The sequence below is a fragment of the Acinetobacter sp. LipI_15 genome, from assembly GCF_058242865.1.
This window is the reverse complement of sequence record NZ_JBZAYN010000001.1, coordinates 1,644,796-1,662,778: the sequence shown is the minus strand read 5'-3', so window position 1 is coordinate 1,662,778 and position 17,983 is coordinate 1,644,796. Positions and strand designations below refer to the sequence as shown.

The following is a 17,983-nucleotide window of genomic DNA, read 5'->3' as shown; positions in this document are numbered from 1 at the left end:
ACCTTTACATGATTCATGATGTAGCATCCACACACATTGACTCATATACGACATTCTTTTCGAGCAATACAATCAAATGATTTAAGCATTTTGAATTTTTATCAATTTCTTCTCAGGATGACTGATGGATAAATAGACAAATATTGCGAGTATGATAAGATGATTGAACACATTATTTTTGATGTTTGAGGAGTTGTTACATGACAGCTTATACTTCAGTAATGAAAGCAAGCCAATATGAGGACGATATGATCCCGAGCCTTGCTATCCATGCATTTCGCCATGCTTTTGAACAAGCAAGTGCGTCATCTACTGTGGTTTATGTAAAAGGTCTACAACTGGTTCAACGTCTGCAAAATGGTCAAGAAGTACAAATAAAAGATGTATCAGCCGACTTCGTACAAGTGGATGATCTACCAAAAATTTTAAAACGTAAAAAGAAAACAGAGGAAATTGTTTAATACATGCCTCCACAACCTCGCATTAGAATGTTCGCGGGTCCAAATGGTTCAGGTAAAAGCACAGTTAAAGAATATTTATTGCCCCATCATATTGGGGCATATTTAAATGCGGATGAACTCGAAGCTCAACTGAAACATTCACACCGGCTCAATTTGTTGGATTACCATTCCGCTTTAAAATCAGAAGCATTAATTGACTTTCTCGATACGAAAAAACGTCCCGCTGATGGAGAATTTATTCCGCTATTAGCACGTAAACCTCAGATATTAGATCCGTGGAAAATTGAGTTTCATCCAGATCAGATTGACTCATATCTTTGTGCAAGAATTATCGATTACATCCGTTTGCAGTTTTTAGAACTAAAAATTAGTTTTACTTTTGAAACAGTGATGTCCCATATTTCCAAGGTGGAATTTCTACGCGAAGCAAAAAGAAAAGGCTTTAGAACCTATCTATATTATGTTTCCACTATTGATCCTGTTATCAATATTTCACGTGTTCAGTACCGAGTGAAAATGGGTGGACATGGTGTTCCAGAACAAAAAATTCGCGAACGTTATTATAGAAGTATGGATTTGTTAATGCAGGCGGTAGAATCAACGGATCGAAGTTATTTATTTGATAACTCTGCCGATGGACAGCATGCTTCTTTTATTGCGGAAATTGAACAAGCTGAAATTTTAAAGATGAATTCTGGTATTCAGCGTTTACCGTGGTGGTTTGTAGATAAGGTGCTTAAAGAGTTTGAGCCAAATTAATGTCAACTGAATATCATATAAAACAAAATAACAGGATGAATCTATGCAAAATAACGACTATGAATTACAACAACATTCAAACTCATCTCCATTAGATCAAACTAATCTTGATCAAGCCATTGAGCAGCAAGCTGAACAAGAACAGCAAAAAAATAGTACATCATCTGATCCTTTATCTTCTCTAGATTTGACTGACTTAGCTGAAATTGGTTCGAATATTATAGAATTGGGTTCAGATGCTTTAATGTGGGTGAGCGATGCACTCAGCGATATCAGTATTGATCTATAAATTATCTATTATTTGAATTAACTTCATAATAAACAGCCTATATTGAAAAATCTCCGAGGATATATTTCGTGATTTTTCAAGTTTATAAATTATTTCTAAATAAATTAATCAAACACTCTTGAAACGTTGAATTTTTCAATCAGGAAAGGCATGTCAGAATGAATATTTAGACTGACGGCAGTTGGTTACTTCAATAAAATAGCCTAAGCATATAATAGATTTTAGAAATGCATGTGCACGCAGATCACTTAACCGCATCTCAATATTTAAAAAAGGTTCTTGGTGGTAAAATTGCGATGAGCCATAACATCAAGATTGTGCAGGAAACATTCAGCGCTATTTATAATTTTGATGTGAAATATTTTAATTCACATCAGTCATTTGATTATTAATTTGCAGATCATGAGGCATTTAAAATTGGTGAGTTAAATGCCTATAACATTCCAACGCCTGGACATACACCTGCTTGTCTGAGCTATGTGGTTGGTGATGATGCTGTGTTTGTCGGTGATACCTTATTTATGCCTGATTATGGCACAGCACGCTGTGATTTTCCCAAGGGCAGTGCGGAAGTATTATTCGACTCTCTACAAAAGATTTATCAGTTAGCACCTGAAATGCGCGTGTTTTTATATCATGACTATTTACCAGAAAACCGGTCAAAATACTGCTGCGAAAGCAGTGTGCATGCGCAAAAACAGCAGAATATTCATATCCACGTTGGTACGAAAAAAGAAGATTTTGTCACAATGCGAACTCAGCGTGACGCAAATTTGGCTATGCCAAAACTGATTTTACCTGCAATACAAATCAATATGGATGCAGGTAAATTTCCAAAACCAGAAGGGAATGGTATTCGCTATTTAAAAATTCCTTTTAATCACTTTAAATCTGCAAATTAAAGACAAAGAACCTTTAGGTTGAATGCGGTTGGCTATTTCACTTAATAAAATAGCCTAAGCAAGTTAATTGATTGCCACCTAAAAATAGCCTAAGTAAGATCAATAAGTTTTAACTGTCATTTGATTTCATTCATTCAACTAGGCATCATTATATCAACATAGCAAAGTATTCAAAAATGATCCTAAATTACGAATATCATCAAAAATTAGAGGGCGAAACGCATCCACTAGTCTTTATTCACGGTTTATTTGGCAGCCTCAGTAACCTAGGGATGCTTGCCAGAGCTTTTCAAAATTCACATTCTGTCATTCAGCTTGATTTACGAAATCATGGTAAATCACCTCAAAGTACAGAAATGAATTATCGTGAGATGGTAAACGATGTACTTGAGACATTAGATGCGATTGGTATCGATAAGTTTTCAGTGATTGGCCATTCCATGGGAGGCAAGGTCGCAATGCAATTGGCTTTAATCTCAGAGCGGGTAGAGCAACTTGTTGTATTGGATATCGCGCCCTTTGCATATCAGGAACGTCATCATGATGAAATATTTATAGCTTTGATTGCTGTACAAAATGCACAAATTCAATCTAGACAACAAGCGGTTGAAATTATGCGTGAGTATATTCATTTCGATATGGTGATACAGTTTCTGCTCAAGTCTTTTAGCAAAGGACAATGGTTGTTTAATGTAGATGCGTTGTATAAACAATATGACCAAATTATTGGTTGGGAAAATATTGAAAATACTTGGCAACAGCCTGTATTGTTCATCAAAGGTGGAGAGTCACCTTATATTTCAAAAGTGGAACATACCAATACGATAGAACAACAATTTCCAAATGCGAAAATTGTAGAGATAGAAGGCGCAGGCCATTGGTTACATGCAGAAAAAACAACTGAAGTAATAGAGCAAATACAAAATTATCTAGAATAATACAATGTGCCTTCAATTATATTTTGAAGGCACAACATCGAAATATTACTCAATTGAAATATTATTGGCTTGAAGCTGACCTTCAGAGGTGAGTAGTGCCGCCATCTCTGCAGTTTTTTTCAGGCCTGGCATACGATATTCTGTATGGCCATAATCTTGAATGGATTTCCAGCGTCCGCCCCATGTTAAACCGACAGACTCAGCGGCTTGACCATAAAGTTGATAACCACGCATAGCCCAAGGGTCTCGTTCAGTAATGACCACTTTTCCATTGCGTTTAAAGGCGACATCGGCTGCTAAACCAAACTGATGATAACTTTGGAAGCCACGGGCACGAGTGGTATTTTTATTGGTGGCTAAATTATTTTGACGTTCTGGACTACGATAACCTTCAAGCAAAATCATTTCATAGCCATGTTGTTCACGCATGATTTTGAACACCATCAATAAACGCTGCTTATAACGAGGGTTCATTTTATGCCATTTACGATCTGCTGAAGGCACATCCGTAGAGTATGAATGCGTATGGATATCTTGAACTTCTGGATTAAAGCTTGAGGCCATAACAGATGGCTGCTCAATCATTGCTGCTTCTTCAGCGATCGCTTCTTGAACAAGATATTCTTCAACCTCAGGAGGTGCATCTAAAACCTGTCCATCGAGCATGGCGTAAATTTGTGGGTCGACTTTACGCAAATAATCAGCTTCCACTTTACTTGCAGTAATCGGGCGAGTAAAAGCAAATAATAAAATACTGGCAAACAGTAAGAAGCCTGCAAATAAAATCCACCATTGTTGTAAATGCCAGTGTGATTGAATTTGTTGTGGTGCTGCTGCATAGTTCAGTTCATAAGCAAAATTTTTGGCGTGCTGAATTCTTTTTTTACTTTGTGGAATGATTTGAAAGAAAAAATCCTGAACTTTAACTCTGAGTTCATAAGAAAAACAAAGCACTGTCACCAGTGCTAAGACAAAGAAACAACTAACCAAAAAGATGATCATGGGGAAACTGTAGCGCTCACAGTCGCATTAGCAGTGTTTGTTGCAGCAACCACTTTCGGACGTTTGGTTTCAGAAATTTGCGTTCCGCCCATCGGCTCTTCAAAGTGCTCATCTTCTTTTGCTGCTTTCGTAGAAGGCTCTGTAGGTTTGGTCACCTTAGCTGTTGTTGGCGCAGCTTTTGGTTTTACTAATGTAGTTGGAATTTGTTGTTTAACGGTTGTTGTTGCAGCTACAACAGGGCGCTGCGGTTGGGTAATTTCAAAAGGCGAACGGTTATTCGCTACAGCTTGAACAGGCTGAGTCACTTTAGCCGTATTGCCATGATTGAAAGCAGTAGCTAAATCATTCGAATATAAACCATTATCTGGATCTTTTTCTTCAGTTGTATGTACGGTTTGCGGCGCTTTTTCAGCTGAAGCTTGCTCATTTTCACTTTGACGGGGTGCAGTGGTTGCCTCAGTTTCAGCTTTATTTTCAGTTGGGGCAGAAGTAGTCATCTCTGCATTTGCAGGCTGATCGTCAGAATTTAGATAAAAATATCCCAGGCCAACAACAATAATCACCGCTGCACCAACAAGAAAGCCGATAGCAGCATGAGCTAAAGGCGGTAAATTATTTTTTTGAGTCGACTGTAAAATTCTAACGTTATTCGATTTTTCGTTTGCCATGGTGTCTAAGTCTTATGGTAAATGAATGGTGATATAAGCCTGTTCCGATGGGGCAGTTATGACGTTTTGATATTGTGATAACGCCTGATTATTTTGGCTAGATAACATATATCTCAGTCCACCAAATGCTAATACAGCAAACAAAGCCCAAAAGATAATGATCCAAAAAAATGGTAATTCACGGTGAATAATGTTTTTAATTTGATCCGGCAATGCAGCGAAAGGCGAAAACGCCTTTTTACCTTTCATATAATCAATTTCATCGCCAACACGTGCAACGAGTGAATTGAGCATTTCAATCGATTCAAGTCGGTATTTACCGTGAAAACCAAGGAGCATGCAGTAATGATAAACTTCAAGTGCGGCTAAGCGATCTTTATTCTTAGAACGAATTTGCTCTAAATTTTCAAAAAAGCGATAACCCGCAAGTTGTGAACCAAAAAGACTTAATTGCAGTGGATTCATCATCCAATTGTTTTGTAAATCAAAAAAACGTGCATCTTGTTGGGTGACAATGGTTTCATCTAATAAAGCGCAATAGGCATATTTTGCGTCCGTGATATCTTCATTGCTGAATTGAAGCTTACGGGCTTGGCTTTCAAATCGGTTTAATAGATCCATAATTTTTGTCCTGAAACTTTCAGGGCTGGATGGAACATATTGATTTTTGAGTAAGAACACGATGTAAAAACCATCATGTAGTAGATCAACTAAATTGGTTGAACTGTTGATTTTCGGTTCAGCACTTGGTTTTGAAGAGCCTAATCCAATTTGACCATCGTCAAAAAGTGAAGGGGCATTATTTGAAATATTCATGATTGCTCCTTAACCATTCATCACTGCAATAAGTTCAATCGAGATATCTTGGAAGCCAGCTGGTATGTAAACGCAGATCGATTCAGAATCAAGCATACGCTGATACAAATCATTATTTGGCTCAACTTCAAAATAACTCACACCTGAACGAACTGGAATTGCTGTTGGCACTTGCATCATATGTTGCAATGGAACAGCAGGTAATGCCGCCATGACACGCTGTTCAACATCGACAGTATTGCCGACTTTAAAGCGCAGCGGTACATAAGAAATAATGTCATGTGTAGGCATCACACTACTTGAAACAGCTAAATACAGGCGCGAATCGCGAGTAATTTTGTCACTTTCAAGACTGCCCACCCAGTAGGATTGACGGGTTTCTTTCAAGTTAATACTGATATATCGATTTGAAATAATCGTATCGAGCAACTCACGTAAAATCACATCTAATTGAGCAAAACTTTCTTGCAAATTATGATGTTGATACTGTGGAAGCCGATCTACTTCATAAGCTGTAGAGAAGGTGAGTAAGGAACCTGTCAGACGCAATAATTCAAAATACAAACGTTCAGGATGAATCAGTGGATATTGCAATAAATGATTTAAGGTCGCATGCGCAGTATTCAGCGCATTAACCAACCAAAACGACACAATATCGCCTGAACGGAATTCAATTAACTTTTGTTCGTTTTCACGATTATTCGATTGAATGGTTTTAATTTTAGCTTTGATGATATTGAGCGTTCGTTTAAGCCCAGTAATTAGCGAATCACATGAACTAATATGTAATATTGGTGGGATAAATTGATAATCTAAAACAAAATTACCAGAACTTTGGCGCTTGATTCGGCCTATAGGCATGTAAAGAAAACCATCAAGATTGTGCTGTGGTTCTTGGCCTAATTCAAATATTTTAAACTCTGCACGGCGGCGTAATAAGGTAATTTCAGCAGCCGTCGCATCTGTAAACAAATCATGAGTTTCAGTCAAATGTGAATGATAGCGACTCGATTGGGTATTTTCTTCAAAATTGACGTTCCGTTTATTCGGTTGAACGATCGGTAATGCCAAATAAATTTGCATTTCACCACGTAAATTTAATGAATCAAGCAGTACAGGCTCAGGTAATAAGTCTTGTGCAGGTGCTTGATAAATCTCGCCATCTTGCCAAATCATTTCAACTTTATTCAAAGCCAAAGTATTGGTACTGAGTTGTGATTCATCAAAATTTAAACTTTGAATACCATAAGCGAACGGTATCGTTGCGCGAACCGTATGGTTTAAACGCTGTTCATGATAAGCATCTTGTAATTGAAAGTGTTGTGGGCGTAAAAATAATCCTTCGCCCCATAAAATTTTTTCTGCTTTAAACATTGTTTTTACCAGTCGCTATTTGATTCATTGCTTTGTTGCTGAACACCTAGCATTTCTTGTACAGCTTCAAGAGGGTTTTCATCCTTAATCACATGGGTTAACCATTCATGCAGTGGCATTTGTGACCATTTAATGGTTTTTTGCAGCATATAACTAACAGGGCTATGCGGCTCATTCACTTGAAAATAGTCAGCAATATCTTGCAAGACTTTCATGGCTTGTTCACGATTTTCAAGATGATTTTGCACTTGAGGTTTAAATTGCTGTGTATGCTGTTGTTGTATTATTTGCATATCATTCTGCACGGAAGTTACAGTGGAAAGTGTCTGGCTTTCAATTGGAGAATTTGATTGAACCTGTTCAGCGCTCGATGAATTGATAAAAGCATCTGCTTTATAGATTTTTTTTAAGCTCAAGTGAATCATTTCGATTTGAGAGTCAATGCCAGCAAAGCTTGGCGCATCTAAACCCATCAAATCATCAAGAGTCGTTTTTAAGTTTTCCCAATGGTTTAAAATATCTAAAAACTGTTGGTAATACTGGTATTGAATTGATTTTGACGTATTGAACAAGGCATGTTCAAACTGTTCCATACCATTAAAAGACTCTTCTTGATCATCATCTTCATGGTTGGATTTACGTCTTTGGTTTTGAACATGAAGTAGTCGATCATAGTCGGATAGGGAATAAGCTGCCGCGCCATGAACGATTGAAACTGATTTAATTAATGTTGGGATTTGATTAATTATCCCTTGTAATAAACCTAGACGTTGATCAAGGTCATCATCTTCAATTTCAGGATGAAGCTGCAGCCAAAAGTCTTGCAAACTTTTTTGTGTAAGTTCAATCCCTTTGGCAATCCCTTCAAAACCATGAATGTGAGTCCACGCTTCAAGCAACCAACCATATAAGCGAATATCTTTAGTTTGTTCGCGAAGTAGATCTGACGATTTTTGGTGCACAAAGCCCCAATCTGCTTGTTTCGGTTCTGCGATCCAGTCGCCTTGATCCAAGAGTGGGTCATCTTGTGTTTTAGCTTTTTTAATTGCATGAAAATCATTGGAAAATGAAAAATCACTACCGCAAGGTAAATCATCCGTAATCGGTTGCAATAAAGCGTCGAGCTCTAAACTCATATTCTACATCGTTCCTAGCTTATGCTTCTAAGGTTTTAGTCTTTTTGCTGCTGCGTTTTTTCGCAGGTTTACTTTTAGGATCTAAAACATAAATAATTTCATCGTCTTTGACATCGATTTCAATGACCGATGGAATCTTTTGCTCACTCATTGCCATGAGTAATTCAGTGGCTAAAGCAGGCAAGACCGTCGCATTTAAAATGTTATCGACATTACGCGCACCACTATCGACCTCAGTACAGCGACTTAATAATAATTCGACTAAATCATCGGTATAACGTGTTTGCGTACCATATTGTTTTTCAATACGCGCGGTGATTTTGCCTAATTTATGCTGAATAATGCGTACAAGCAGATCATCGTGCAATGGGAAATACGGCACGATACGCATACGGCCTAAAAATGCCGGCTTAAATTGTTTATATAAAGCTGATTTTAATACATCTAAAAGTTCTTCTGCTGACGGCCATTCTTCTACTGGCTGATTTAAACAAGCCTGCATAATGGCACTAGAGCCAGCATTTGAAGTCAATAAGATCGTGGTATTTTTAAAATCAATGACACGACCTTCGCCATCTTCTAGAGTCCCTTTATCGAATACTTGGTAGAATAATTCTTGAACATCGCTGTGTGCTTTTTCAATCTCATCAAGTAAAACCACACTATATGGGTTACGGCGAACTGCTTCTGTCAGTACGCCACCTTGGCCATAACCGACATAGCCTGGAGGAGCACCTTTTAAAGACGACACGGTATGTGCTTCTTGATATTCAGACATGTTAATGGTGATTAAATGAGACTCACCACCATATAACTCGTTTGCTAACGCAAGTGCAGTTTCGGTTTTACCCACACCACTTGGGCCAACCAGCATGAAAACGCCTTGAGGTTTATTTGGATCTTCCAATTTTGCTTTGGAGGTTTTAATGCCTTGTACCAGTTGATGCAGTGCATAATCTTGACCCATCACACGTTGTTCTAACTGTGTTTCAAGCTTCAAAATTTGCTGAATTTCATCATTCACCATTTTTCCAACTGGGATACCGGTCCAGTCTGAAATGATTTCATTAATAATTTGTGCATTCACACGTTCAAAAACCAGCGGCGTTTGACCTTGTAAAGTTGCCAGTTGGTTACGAATATTGCTTAAAGTTTCAATATTTTCTGGTTTTTGCTCGGACTCTTGTTCAAGCGTTTTAATCTGTTGAACGATTTCGAGTTCTATTTTCCACTGCGTTTCTGTCGACTGAATTTCTTGTTCAAGCGCGGATATTTGTGTTTTTACACTTTCAATGCGTTCGTGGTGAATAGGAATATTCTTATGTTCATTTTCAAGAATCGCCAATTCAAGCTTCAAATTATGTAATTGAGCATGAAGTTGATCCAATTTTACAGGTTGTGCATTTTGCGTTAACGCAACACGCGCAGAAGCCGTATCTAAGACACTAATCGCTTTATCAGGCAATTGACGGCCAGTGATATAACGGTGTGATGCATGGACTGCAGTAACGATAGCTTCATCGTCAATTTGTAAATTGAAATGTTTTGCCATCACGGGAATCATGGCACGCAGCATATCGATTGCGACTTCTTCAGTCGGTTCTTCAACCTGAATTACTTGGAAGCGTCGGCTTAATGCGGCATCTTTTTCAAAATACTGCTTATATTCAGCCCATGTGGTTGCGGCAATGGTTCTTAACTCACCACGTGCAAGCGCCGGTTTTAACAGGTTTGCTGCATCATTTTGACCTGCTTGACCACCCGCACCAATCAACGTGTGTGCTTCATCAATAAATAAAATGATTGGATGTGCAGAGGCTTGAACTTCATGAATGACTTGTTTTAAGCGATTTTCGAATTCACCTTTAACACTGGCGCCCGCTTGTAGCAAGCCCATATCTAAAGTATGAATGCTGACATTTTTTAAAGCATCTGGAACTTGGTTGGTTGCGATTTTTAATGCCAGACCTTCAACAACGGCCGTTTTACCAACACCAGGCTCACCCGTTAAAATCGGATTGTTCTGACGACGACGCATCAAAATATCGAGCATTAGGCGGATTTCAAACTCACGACCAATCACAGGATCAATGCCACCATTTTTAGCTTTTTCAGTTAAATTAATGGTGTATTGGTCTAGAGCAGGTGTTTTAACTGGCGTAGTTGCATTCGTTTGAGCAGCTGATTTTTCATCTAGTGATGCAGTTGCTAAATCTTCATTTTCAATGCTCTTTAGGCAAAGATCTAAAAATTTATGTTTAATCGTATCGATAGGTAATAAATCGAAAAGAGAAGAAGCTCTTGCTGCAATTTGGTATAAATCTGGCGCGGTAAGGAGCGCAACAAGTAAATGACCACTACGAATTTGTGGATCTTGTTCAGCAGATGCTAATAACCAAGCTTGTTCAAGTAAGCGCACAATGGATTGGGCAAAAATAGGAGTGCGCGTATTTCCTTTTGGAAGTTGAGCAATACTTTCTTTGAGGTCATCTGCCAAACCATCTGCAGAAACTTTGTATTTTTCTAAGAGTATTTGAAGGTCATTTTTATTGTTATAGGTTAATAATTCGAGTAAAAAATGTTCAATTTCGATTTCATAATTTTGCTGTGAAATACATGTATTGGCTGACTTTTCGAGTGAAATGCGGGCGTGAGGTGAAAGTTTAGTAATTAAAACTTTTAAATTATTCATAAATAACTCATCAAATTTAGAATCCACAGTACGAAATTTTACAAGTTTGACTGTGATCTCTTTTTTCTTGCTATAAAAATAAAAACTTTAAAATCAACACCTTATATATTATTAGTGTCTTGCTTTAGGCGATATAATACAGACTAAATAAAAAAAGGAAAAAGATTTTTTTATAAAATGAAACAAAAAAAAACAAATAGTCGACAAACTTTGGAGTATTTGGCACATTTTTGTATTGACTCTATGTGCTTATTTTTTGTTAAATCTGCAGCATATTTTTAATTTTGATAAATGAAGAGAAAACCCACGGGAAAATAAGTGGTGATTTCTCCACATAAATTAAGTTTTAGCACGTAGAAATACAGAGGCAATTTTGAATAAATTTAGTGTTTTATTACCTATAATTTTAGCAGCCAGTTTAACACAAACCGTTTTTGCAAAAGATAAAGCGGCATCTGTGAAAAAATCCTGTTTAAAGGATTATCCACTGGCAGTAGGTGATACAGATCCAGAGATTATTGGTTTTTATAATCAGTTATGTGACAAAAAAAATAAGAAAAATGAGAACTTAAAAAATGAAATTTTTGTAGATATTGCCAAAAAATATCAAGCTAATGGTTACAATTTAAAAGCATTGCAAGCGGTCAATCTGCTGCGAGAAAAGAACTATCAGTCGCCTGAACTTACTGATGTCACTTTTTTAGCAGGTATCGCTATTTCTTATAATGCGCTGAATCATATGCGGAGTAATGAAAATCGTACTCTAGATGAACAGACCTATTCTCCTGCCAAAGTGTTGTCGGATAATATTCGTTATATTCAGCCGACGATTGATAAATCTACGTCTGCTGCAGCAGATGTTCGTGAAAAAAGTACAGAATCTTCGAGCAATGTGAAATCTAAACAGACAACACCAGCTAAAAAACGAACCAATACAGCGTCTACCAAGTCTAAACAAACGACTACAGCTGCAAGCAAAAAGAAAACCACCACGACAGCAAAACCGCAGACTACAGCGAAAAAACCTGCTACTGGTGGTTCACCTTTCGATACATTGAAGAATAAATAACAAGGAAAAGCACTCATGGCAAAACGTGAAAGTGTACAGAAAAAACTTCAACGAATTCGTCCTCCTCGTGTTCAATTGACTTACGATGTTGAAGTTGGCGACGGTAAAGAAATTAAAGAGTTACCATTCGTTGTTGGGGTGTTAGGTGATTTCTCTGCGGCATCTGAAGTAGAGAAAACTAAATTAAAAGACAAGAAATTCATTAATGTTGATTTAGATAATATTGATGAGGTAATGGAGTCTTTAGCGCCACGTGCTAATTTTCAAGTTGAGAATACCTTGACTGAAGACGGTGGAAAAATGTCGGTAGATCTTACATTTAAGAGCATGGCCGATTTCACTCCAGAGCAAGTTGTACAACAGGTTGATCCATTACAAAAGTTAGTTGCCGCGCGTGAGCGTCTGTCTGACTTGCGTAATAAAATTTCAAATAATGAACGCTTAGAAGATTTACTGGATGAAGTGTTACATAACACTGATCAAATTCGTAAGTTGAGTGTGGAGGCAGAAAATGAGTAATTTTAATACTGCAACTGCTGCAAACCTTGAAGCAACCGAACAATATTCACTTTTAGATTCAATTGTTGAACAAAGTCGTATCGCGCGTACAGATCAAGAACATGATCGTGCAAAAAGTCTGATCGGTGAACTTGCCAAAGAAGTCATGGCAGGTACCATCACCGTTTCGGACAATATGACTTTATCAATTGATAAGCGTATTGCTGAAATTGATGCGTTGATTTCATCTCAGTTAAGTAAAATCATGCACCATGCTGAATTTCAAAAAATTGAATCGACATGGCGCGGTTTGTATTATTTCTGCCAAGAAACACCTTCAAACTCTTTAACAAAAATTCGTATGTTAAATACGACGAAAAAAGAGCTGATTAAAGATTTCCAAGGTGCGACCGATTTTGACCAAAGCACATTGTTCAAAAAAATCTATGAAGAAGAATATGGATCATTCGGTGGTGCGCCTTATGCAACATTGATTGGTGACTTTGAGTTTGACCGTACACCATCTGATATGTATTTGCTTGAGCAAATTTCACATGTCGCGGCGGCTGCACACGCACCGTTCATTTCGGCTGCAAGCCCAAATATGTTGGGACTAGAGTCTTTTACTGATATTGATCGTCCGCGTGATGTATCTAAAATCTTTGAAACAGCAGAATATGTACAATGGCGTTCATTCCGTGAAAGTGACGATGCACGTTATGTTGCGTTGACAATGCCACGTGTATTGGGTCGTTTGCCATATGATCCAAAAGAAGGTATTGCCACTGAAGGCTTTAACTTCGTTGAAGAAGTTTCAGGTGAAAACCATAATGAATATTTATGGATGAACGCGGCTTATGCCTTTGGTACGCGTTTAACCAATGCTTTTGATATGCATGGTTGGTGTGCTGCGATTCGTGGTGTAGAAGGTGGTGGTTTAGTTGAAGGCTTGCCTGTCCATACGTTCAAAACCAATGATGGCGAAGTGGTCTTTAAATGTCCAACTGAAATTGCCATTACTGACCGTCGTGAAAAAGAATTGAGCGATCTTGGTTTTATTCCGTTGGTACACTGCAAAAATACGGATTATGCAGCATTTTTCGGTGCGCAATCGACGCAAAAACCTAAAAAATATGATAGCGATACAGCAAATGCCAACTCTGCATTGTCTAGCCAGATCCAATACATCATGGCAGTTTCACGTATTGCACATTATTTAAAAGCAATGATGCGTGATAAAGTGGGTAGTTTTGCATCAGCGGGTAATGTTGAGACCTTCTTAAATGAATGGTTATCGCAATATGTATTACTCGATGATGGTGCATCTCAAGAAGCTAAAGCTCAGTATCCATTGCGTGAAGCTTCTGTAAAAGTTGTAGAAAATCCAGCTTTGCCTGGTCACTACAAATCTGTGGTTTTCTTAAGACCACATTTCCAGTTGGATGAGTTGTCTGTTTCATTACGACTTGTGACCGAGTTACCTCAGTCCTCAAATTAATTTTGGGTCAACACTATAATAACTTTAAATAAATAGGTATTCAGAACAATGAAAGATATATACATTCAATTTCGTGGTAAGTACAAAGTAGACGGCGAATCTCGTGATGCAGAGCACAAGAGTTGGTTAGAAGTAAACTCTTGGACGCATAACATCCGTCAACCTAAATCTGCGACTTCTTCAAGTGTGGGTGGTCACACTGCAGAACGTGTAGAACATTCTGACATGGTTTTTGTTAAAGATTTAGATGCGACAAGCCCTAAACTTTGGGAAGCATGTTCAGCAGGTTATACATTTGATGAAGTTCAAATTGATTTTTACCGTGCGAATGGCGACAAACGCATTAAATATCTTCAAATCAAACTGAAACATGTGTTGGTTTCTAGCGTGACACCAACTGTAAATGATGAAGGTGTTCCACACGAATCATTTGGTTTGAAATATGCTGCAGTAGAGTGGACATATAACCAACAAGATATTAACGGTACTGCGAAAGGTGCTGTTACTAAGAAGTGGTCATTATCTAACAACACTGCTTCATACGCAGCGTAATAGATGGATTCAGATAGAGGCTTACTTGGGTAGCCTCTATTTTCATTTTTTTAAATATTTATAACAAGATATGAATCTCGATCAGCTTTATCCTTATGGTTTTAGAACGACTTTATTTGACCGCTTATTACCAGCAGATGCTCAGCAGACTCAAGGTCTGTCTTTGCAAGAACTTCGTGAATCTGTTGCTTCCGATTTAGAGGATCTCCTCAATAGTCGGGTGGCAAAGTTAGATGAACTGATTGATGACTTTCCATTAGCAAAAAAGTCTATTTTGCAATTTGGTATTATCGATTTTGTGGGCTTATCGACAGCAAATCCATCGGATCGCGACAAAATTTGCCAGTCAATTGAGCAATCGATTGCTGCACATGAACCGCGTTTAAAACAGATTCGAGTCGAAATGCTCATGGATGGCCATAATATGGGGGCACTATGTTTAAGTATTCAGGCATATTTAAATATTCATCCTTTATACGAACCAGTTATTTTTGATGCCTTATTAAAACCAACAACACAACAATATGTTATTTCTCCAAGAGCTTAATGAAGTGGGTTATCTGTGATTGAAGAGCTGTTACCGTATTACGAAAAACAACTACAGGAATTTGGACAACAGTCCCGTGAGTTTGCCAGTAAATACCCCAAAATCGCCCAGCGTTTGTCTTTAAACCAAGAACAAATAGATGACCCGCATATTGAGCGTTTAATTCAAGCCTTTTCTTTAATTTCTGCACGGATTGATAAAAAACTTGCAGATAGTTATGACGTTTTTACCCGTTCAATTTTTGAGGTGATGTTTCCTCAATATTTAAAACCATTTCCTGCATGTTCTGTGGTGAGCTTCGAAGATATAAATAAAATTAAGCAATTAACAGATCGACACGTTATTCCAAAGGCGACCAGTCTAAAAGCCAAAAGTACGCGTGGTGTTCAATGTGAATATCAGACGGTACAAGAAGTCACATTATTACCGATTCAATTAAAACAGCTCAATTTCAAAACTCATCCATCGGCACATATGCATTTAAATCAAAATGCCACATTGAGCTTAGGATTTGAAATTTTTTCGAATAAGCACGCTTTACTCAAAAATGAAACTTTGCCGATCTTTTTAGACGCTATTTCTAATTTTCCTTTGCAGGTTTTAGATAGTATTTTTAAATCGACTACAAGTTTTTCGATTCGTGTGGGGCAGCACATTTTTGATATTGCCAATCCATTTGAAATTATGGGCTTTGATGAAGTTCAAAGTGTTCTACCTATCGATCAACATACGCATCATGCATATCGTTTACTGATGGAATATTTTTGTGTTCCTGAAAAATTCAATTTTTTAAATCTAAATCTAGATTTCATTAAGTTTTTAAGTTTAGAACATAGTGAATTTGATGTTCAAATGCACTTTAAACTCAATTTAAATGATCAAGCAGCGATTCGAAATTATTCTGAATTAAATGCTGCAAATTTTAAATTGTTTGCTACACCAATTGTTAATCTTTTCAATAAACAAGCAGAGCCGCAAAAGATTAATCATAAGCGAATGGAATATCCATTGGTGACAGATGCACACTATCCTGAATATTTTCAAGCCTATAGCATTTTAAAAATGAATATGGTGCGTGAAAAAAGTAACCAAGATGAAGTGTATTATCCGGTACTGCCTTTTTTTGCAATGAGTCATTATCATCAGGATAAAGTCCAGTTTTTTTATAGTTTAAATCCGCAGCAGATGAAGAATAAACATCAGGAATTAAACTATTCAATCATATCTCGTGCTTTAGACCCACATAGCACTCAGTCCGATTTTATTAGTACTGAACTACTATGTAGTAATCGTGAGTTACCTTACGAAAGTTATAATAAAGATCAAAATGCATTAACTCTGAATGATAGTAATTTGGCACGTCGTGCTCTGATGCTCAAACGACCGTCGTTACCGTATTATTTTGAGCAAAATAAACAAGAACAGTGGCGGGTCATTTCACATTTATCTTTGAATAATATGTCTTTAATGAAAGGCGATGCGGTCTCTCATATTAAAGAACTTTTGGAATTGTATAATTTACCTAAATCGAAAGAAAACCAAATTATTATCGACTCCATAAAAAATATTCAGTTTTCTACCACGCAGAAACTTGTGGATAGTAAACCGTTTCCATTATTTGTCAGAGGTTTAAAAGTTCAGCTATACATTGATGCAGATATCTTTAGAGGACATAGCCTGTATATATATAGTCAATTGCTAGCACATATCTTTAACTTAAAAGTCAATATGAACAGCTTTGTCGATGTCTCGGTTTTTGATGCAAATAGTCAACAGGAGTTATACCAATGCGTGCAGAACGTTGGTGGCAAGAAAGCTCTGTAATTGACGGACTTTTTCAAGAACCGAAAGCTTACGAGTTTGTACAAGCCACTCGTTTGTTAAGACATACACCTTATGGCGCGGCTCAAGTTCACTGGGCAAATGACTTTGAGTTTAATAGTTCACTTAATCTGAACTTCCCGAACACTGAAATTGAAAGTTTAGAGTTCAACGATGAGAAAGTTGAACTGACAAATTTAATGGTAGGTTTAACGGGTATTCAAGGTGCATTACCTTATAGTTATACCAATAAGATTAAGCTCAGCGGGCGACATCAGCGACACGAAACTCAAAAGTTTTTAGGGCTGTTTAATCATAAATTAACAGCACATTATGTTGATGCCAGTTTAAATTATCATTTACCTATTCGTTATGAAATCGAGCAGGATAATCACTATCTTGATATTTTACATGCATTAAATGGTTATATCCGTAGCCAGCATGATCAGCCTGATTTAGATGATTATTTTGCAGAGTTTTCAGGTTTAATGCAGGGACAAAACAATACAGCGTATGCATTAAAAACCATGCTGAACTGTATCTTTAAGCAGAATTTTGATATTCGAGAATTTATCCCTGAAACTTTTGTATTTGAAGAAGATCAGAGAACATGTTTAGGTGGATCTCAGCCGAGCTTATTGGGGCTGAATACTTTTTGTGGTGAGAAGATTCAACAGATTGACGAAAAAATTGAAATCGTGATTGGACCTTTAAATCATGAAGATTATTTAACATTTTTACCGAATCAGGCACGCAGCCTAAAATTAAAACAAATGATTCAAACTTGGTGCAGTCCAACATTAATGGTGGATGTGCGCTTAATTTTACAAAAAGAAGAAATAAAACCGGTGTGTTTAAATTCTTTGAGCGGAATTGGTTTAGCTCAGGGAGCATTTTTACAGCCGAATAAACAGGTCGATAATACAGAAACCTGTTATGCCTTAATGGGGAATTTATAATA

17 protein-coding genes and 1 pseudogene are annotated in these 17,983 nt (G+C 37.3%); 12 read left to right on the top strand and 6 right to left on the bottom strand.

The window, feature by feature from the left end:
- Positions 1 to 200: 200 nt before the first annotated feature.
- The 5 genes and pseudogenes from AC4CU0_RS07950 to AC4CU0_RS07930 all read left to right on the top strand — a co-directional run bounded on the left by AC4CU0_RS07950 (position 201) and on the right by AC4CU0_RS07930 (position 3,349).
- The gene (locus AC4CU0_RS07950) at positions 201 to 461 is read left to right on the top strand and encodes a hypothetical protein (protein WP_078193376.1); all 261 of its coding nucleotides are present in this window, start codon (positions 201 to 203) and stop codon (positions 459 to 461) included.
- Positions 462 to 488: 27 nt separating this feature from the next.
- Positions 489 to 1,220 carry an ATPase gene (locus AC4CU0_RS07945; protein ID WP_490743482.1) on the top strand — a complete coding sequence of 244 codons (732 nt, stop codon included), beginning with the start codon at positions 489 to 491 and terminating at the stop codon, positions 1,218 to 1,220.
- A 43-nt stretch (positions 1,221 to 1,263) separates the two neighbouring features.
- Complete coding sequence (locus AC4CU0_RS07940; RefSeq protein ID WP_180128050.1) at positions 1,264 to 1,509, top strand: hypothetical protein; 246 nt, start codon at positions 1,264 to 1,266, stop codon at positions 1,507 to 1,509.
- A gap of 218 nt (positions 1,510 to 1,727) precedes the next feature.
- Positions 1,728 to 2,411 (top strand): annotated as a pseudogene (locus tag AC4CU0_RS07935) (MBL fold metallo-hydrolase); the annotation flags it as partial.
- Between the two features lie 176 nt (positions 2,412 to 2,587).
- Entirely contained in the window at positions 2,588 to 3,349 is a 762-nt protein-coding gene (locus AC4CU0_RS07930) for an alpha/beta fold hydrolase (RefSeq protein ID WP_490742890.1), read from the top strand.
- Between the two features lie 45 nt (positions 3,350 to 3,394).
- On the opposite strand, the gene AC4CU0_RS07925 is transcribed toward AC4CU0_RS07930, so the two are convergent.
- From AC4CU0_RS07925 to tssH, 6 genes are read right to left on the bottom strand one after another with little or no spacing between them, the layout of a single operon-like run.
- Positions 3,395 to 4,351 carry a M15 family metallopeptidase gene (locus AC4CU0_RS07925; protein WP_168379487.1) on the bottom strand — a complete coding sequence of 319 codons (957 nt, stop codon included), beginning with the start codon at positions 4,349 to 4,351 and terminating at the stop codon, positions 3,395 to 3,397.
- Entirely contained in the window at positions 4,348 to 5,019 is a 672-nt protein-coding gene (locus AC4CU0_RS07920) for a hypothetical protein (protein WP_490742889.1), read from the bottom strand. Before AC4CU0_RS07920 ends, AC4CU0_RS07925 begins: the two co-directional genes overlap by 4 nt.
- A 12-nt stretch (positions 5,020 to 5,031) precedes the next feature.
- A complete protein-coding gene (icmH, locus tag AC4CU0_RS07915; protein ID WP_111885479.1) occupies positions 5,032 to 5,835 on the bottom strand; it encodes a type IVB secretion system protein IcmH/DotU in 804 nt (267 codons plus the stop codon).
- Between the two features lie 9 nt (positions 5,836 to 5,844).
- Positions 5,845 to 7,209: a type VI secretion system baseplate subunit TssK gene (tssK, locus tag AC4CU0_RS07910; protein WP_180089499.1), complete on the bottom strand. Its 1,365-nt coding sequence runs from the start codon at positions 7,207 to 7,209 to the stop codon at positions 5,845 to 5,847.
- Positions 7,210 to 7,214: 5 nt separating this feature from the next.
- Positions 7,215 to 8,345 (bottom strand): type VI secretion system protein TssA, encoded by a 1,131-nt coding sequence (gene tssA, locus AC4CU0_RS07905; RefSeq protein ID WP_180027198.1) that lies wholly within the window; start codon positions 8,343 to 8,345, stop codon positions 7,215 to 7,217.
- Positions 8,346 to 8,364: 19 nt separating this feature from the next.
- Entirely contained in the window at positions 8,365 to 11,037 is a 2,673-nt protein-coding gene (gene tssH, locus AC4CU0_RS07900; RefSeq protein ID WP_490742888.1) for a type VI secretion system ATPase TssH, read from the bottom strand.
- A 373-nt stretch (positions 11,038 to 11,410) separates the two neighbouring features.
- On the opposite strand from tssH, the gene AC4CU0_RS07895 reads away from it, so the two are divergent.
- The 7 genes from AC4CU0_RS07895 (at position 11,411) to tssG (ending at position 17,981) form a co-directional block, all read left to right on the top strand.
- Positions 11,411 to 12,106, top strand: coding sequence for a hypothetical protein (locus AC4CU0_RS07895; protein ID WP_490742887.1), 696 nt, complete (start codon positions 11,411 to 11,413; stop codon positions 12,104 to 12,106).
- 15 nt (positions 12,107 to 12,121) lie between these two features.
- Positions 12,122 to 12,625, top strand: coding sequence for a type VI secretion system contractile sheath small subunit (gene tssB, locus AC4CU0_RS07890; RefSeq protein ID WP_078193364.1), 504 nt, complete (start codon positions 12,122 to 12,124; stop codon positions 12,623 to 12,625).
- Positions 12,618 to 14,102, top strand: coding sequence for a type VI secretion system contractile sheath large subunit (gene tssC / locus AC4CU0_RS07885; protein ID WP_078193363.1), 1,485 nt, complete (start codon positions 12,618 to 12,620; stop codon positions 14,100 to 14,102). The genes tssB and tssC overlap by 8 nt, the downstream gene beginning before the upstream one ends.
- Before the next feature lie 48 nt (positions 14,103 to 14,150).
- The gene (locus AC4CU0_RS07880; RefSeq protein ID WP_078190771.1) at positions 14,151 to 14,654 is read left to right on the top strand and encodes an Hcp family type VI secretion system effector; all 504 of its coding nucleotides are present in this window, start codon (positions 14,151 to 14,153) and stop codon (positions 14,652 to 14,654) included.
- 70 nt (positions 14,655 to 14,724) lie between these two features.
- Complete coding sequence (gene tssE / locus AC4CU0_RS07875; RefSeq protein WP_078190770.1) at positions 14,725 to 15,201, top strand: type VI secretion system baseplate subunit TssE; 477 nt, start codon at positions 14,725 to 14,727, stop codon at positions 15,199 to 15,201.
- 15 nt (positions 15,202 to 15,216) lie between these two features.
- Positions 15,217 to 17,025, top strand: a complete 1,809-nt coding sequence (gene tssF / locus AC4CU0_RS07870) for a type VI secretion system baseplate subunit TssF (RefSeq protein WP_180144710.1) — start codon at positions 15,217 to 15,219, stop codon at positions 17,023 to 17,025.
- On the top strand, positions 16,989 to 17,981 hold the full coding sequence (gene tssG, locus AC4CU0_RS07865) for a type VI secretion system baseplate subunit TssG (RefSeq protein ID WP_180163413.1): 993 nt from the start codon (positions 16,989 to 16,991) through the stop codon (positions 17,979 to 17,981). The genes tssF and tssG overlap by 37 nt, the downstream gene beginning before the upstream one ends.
- Positions 17,982 to 17,983 lie beyond the last annotated feature (2 nt).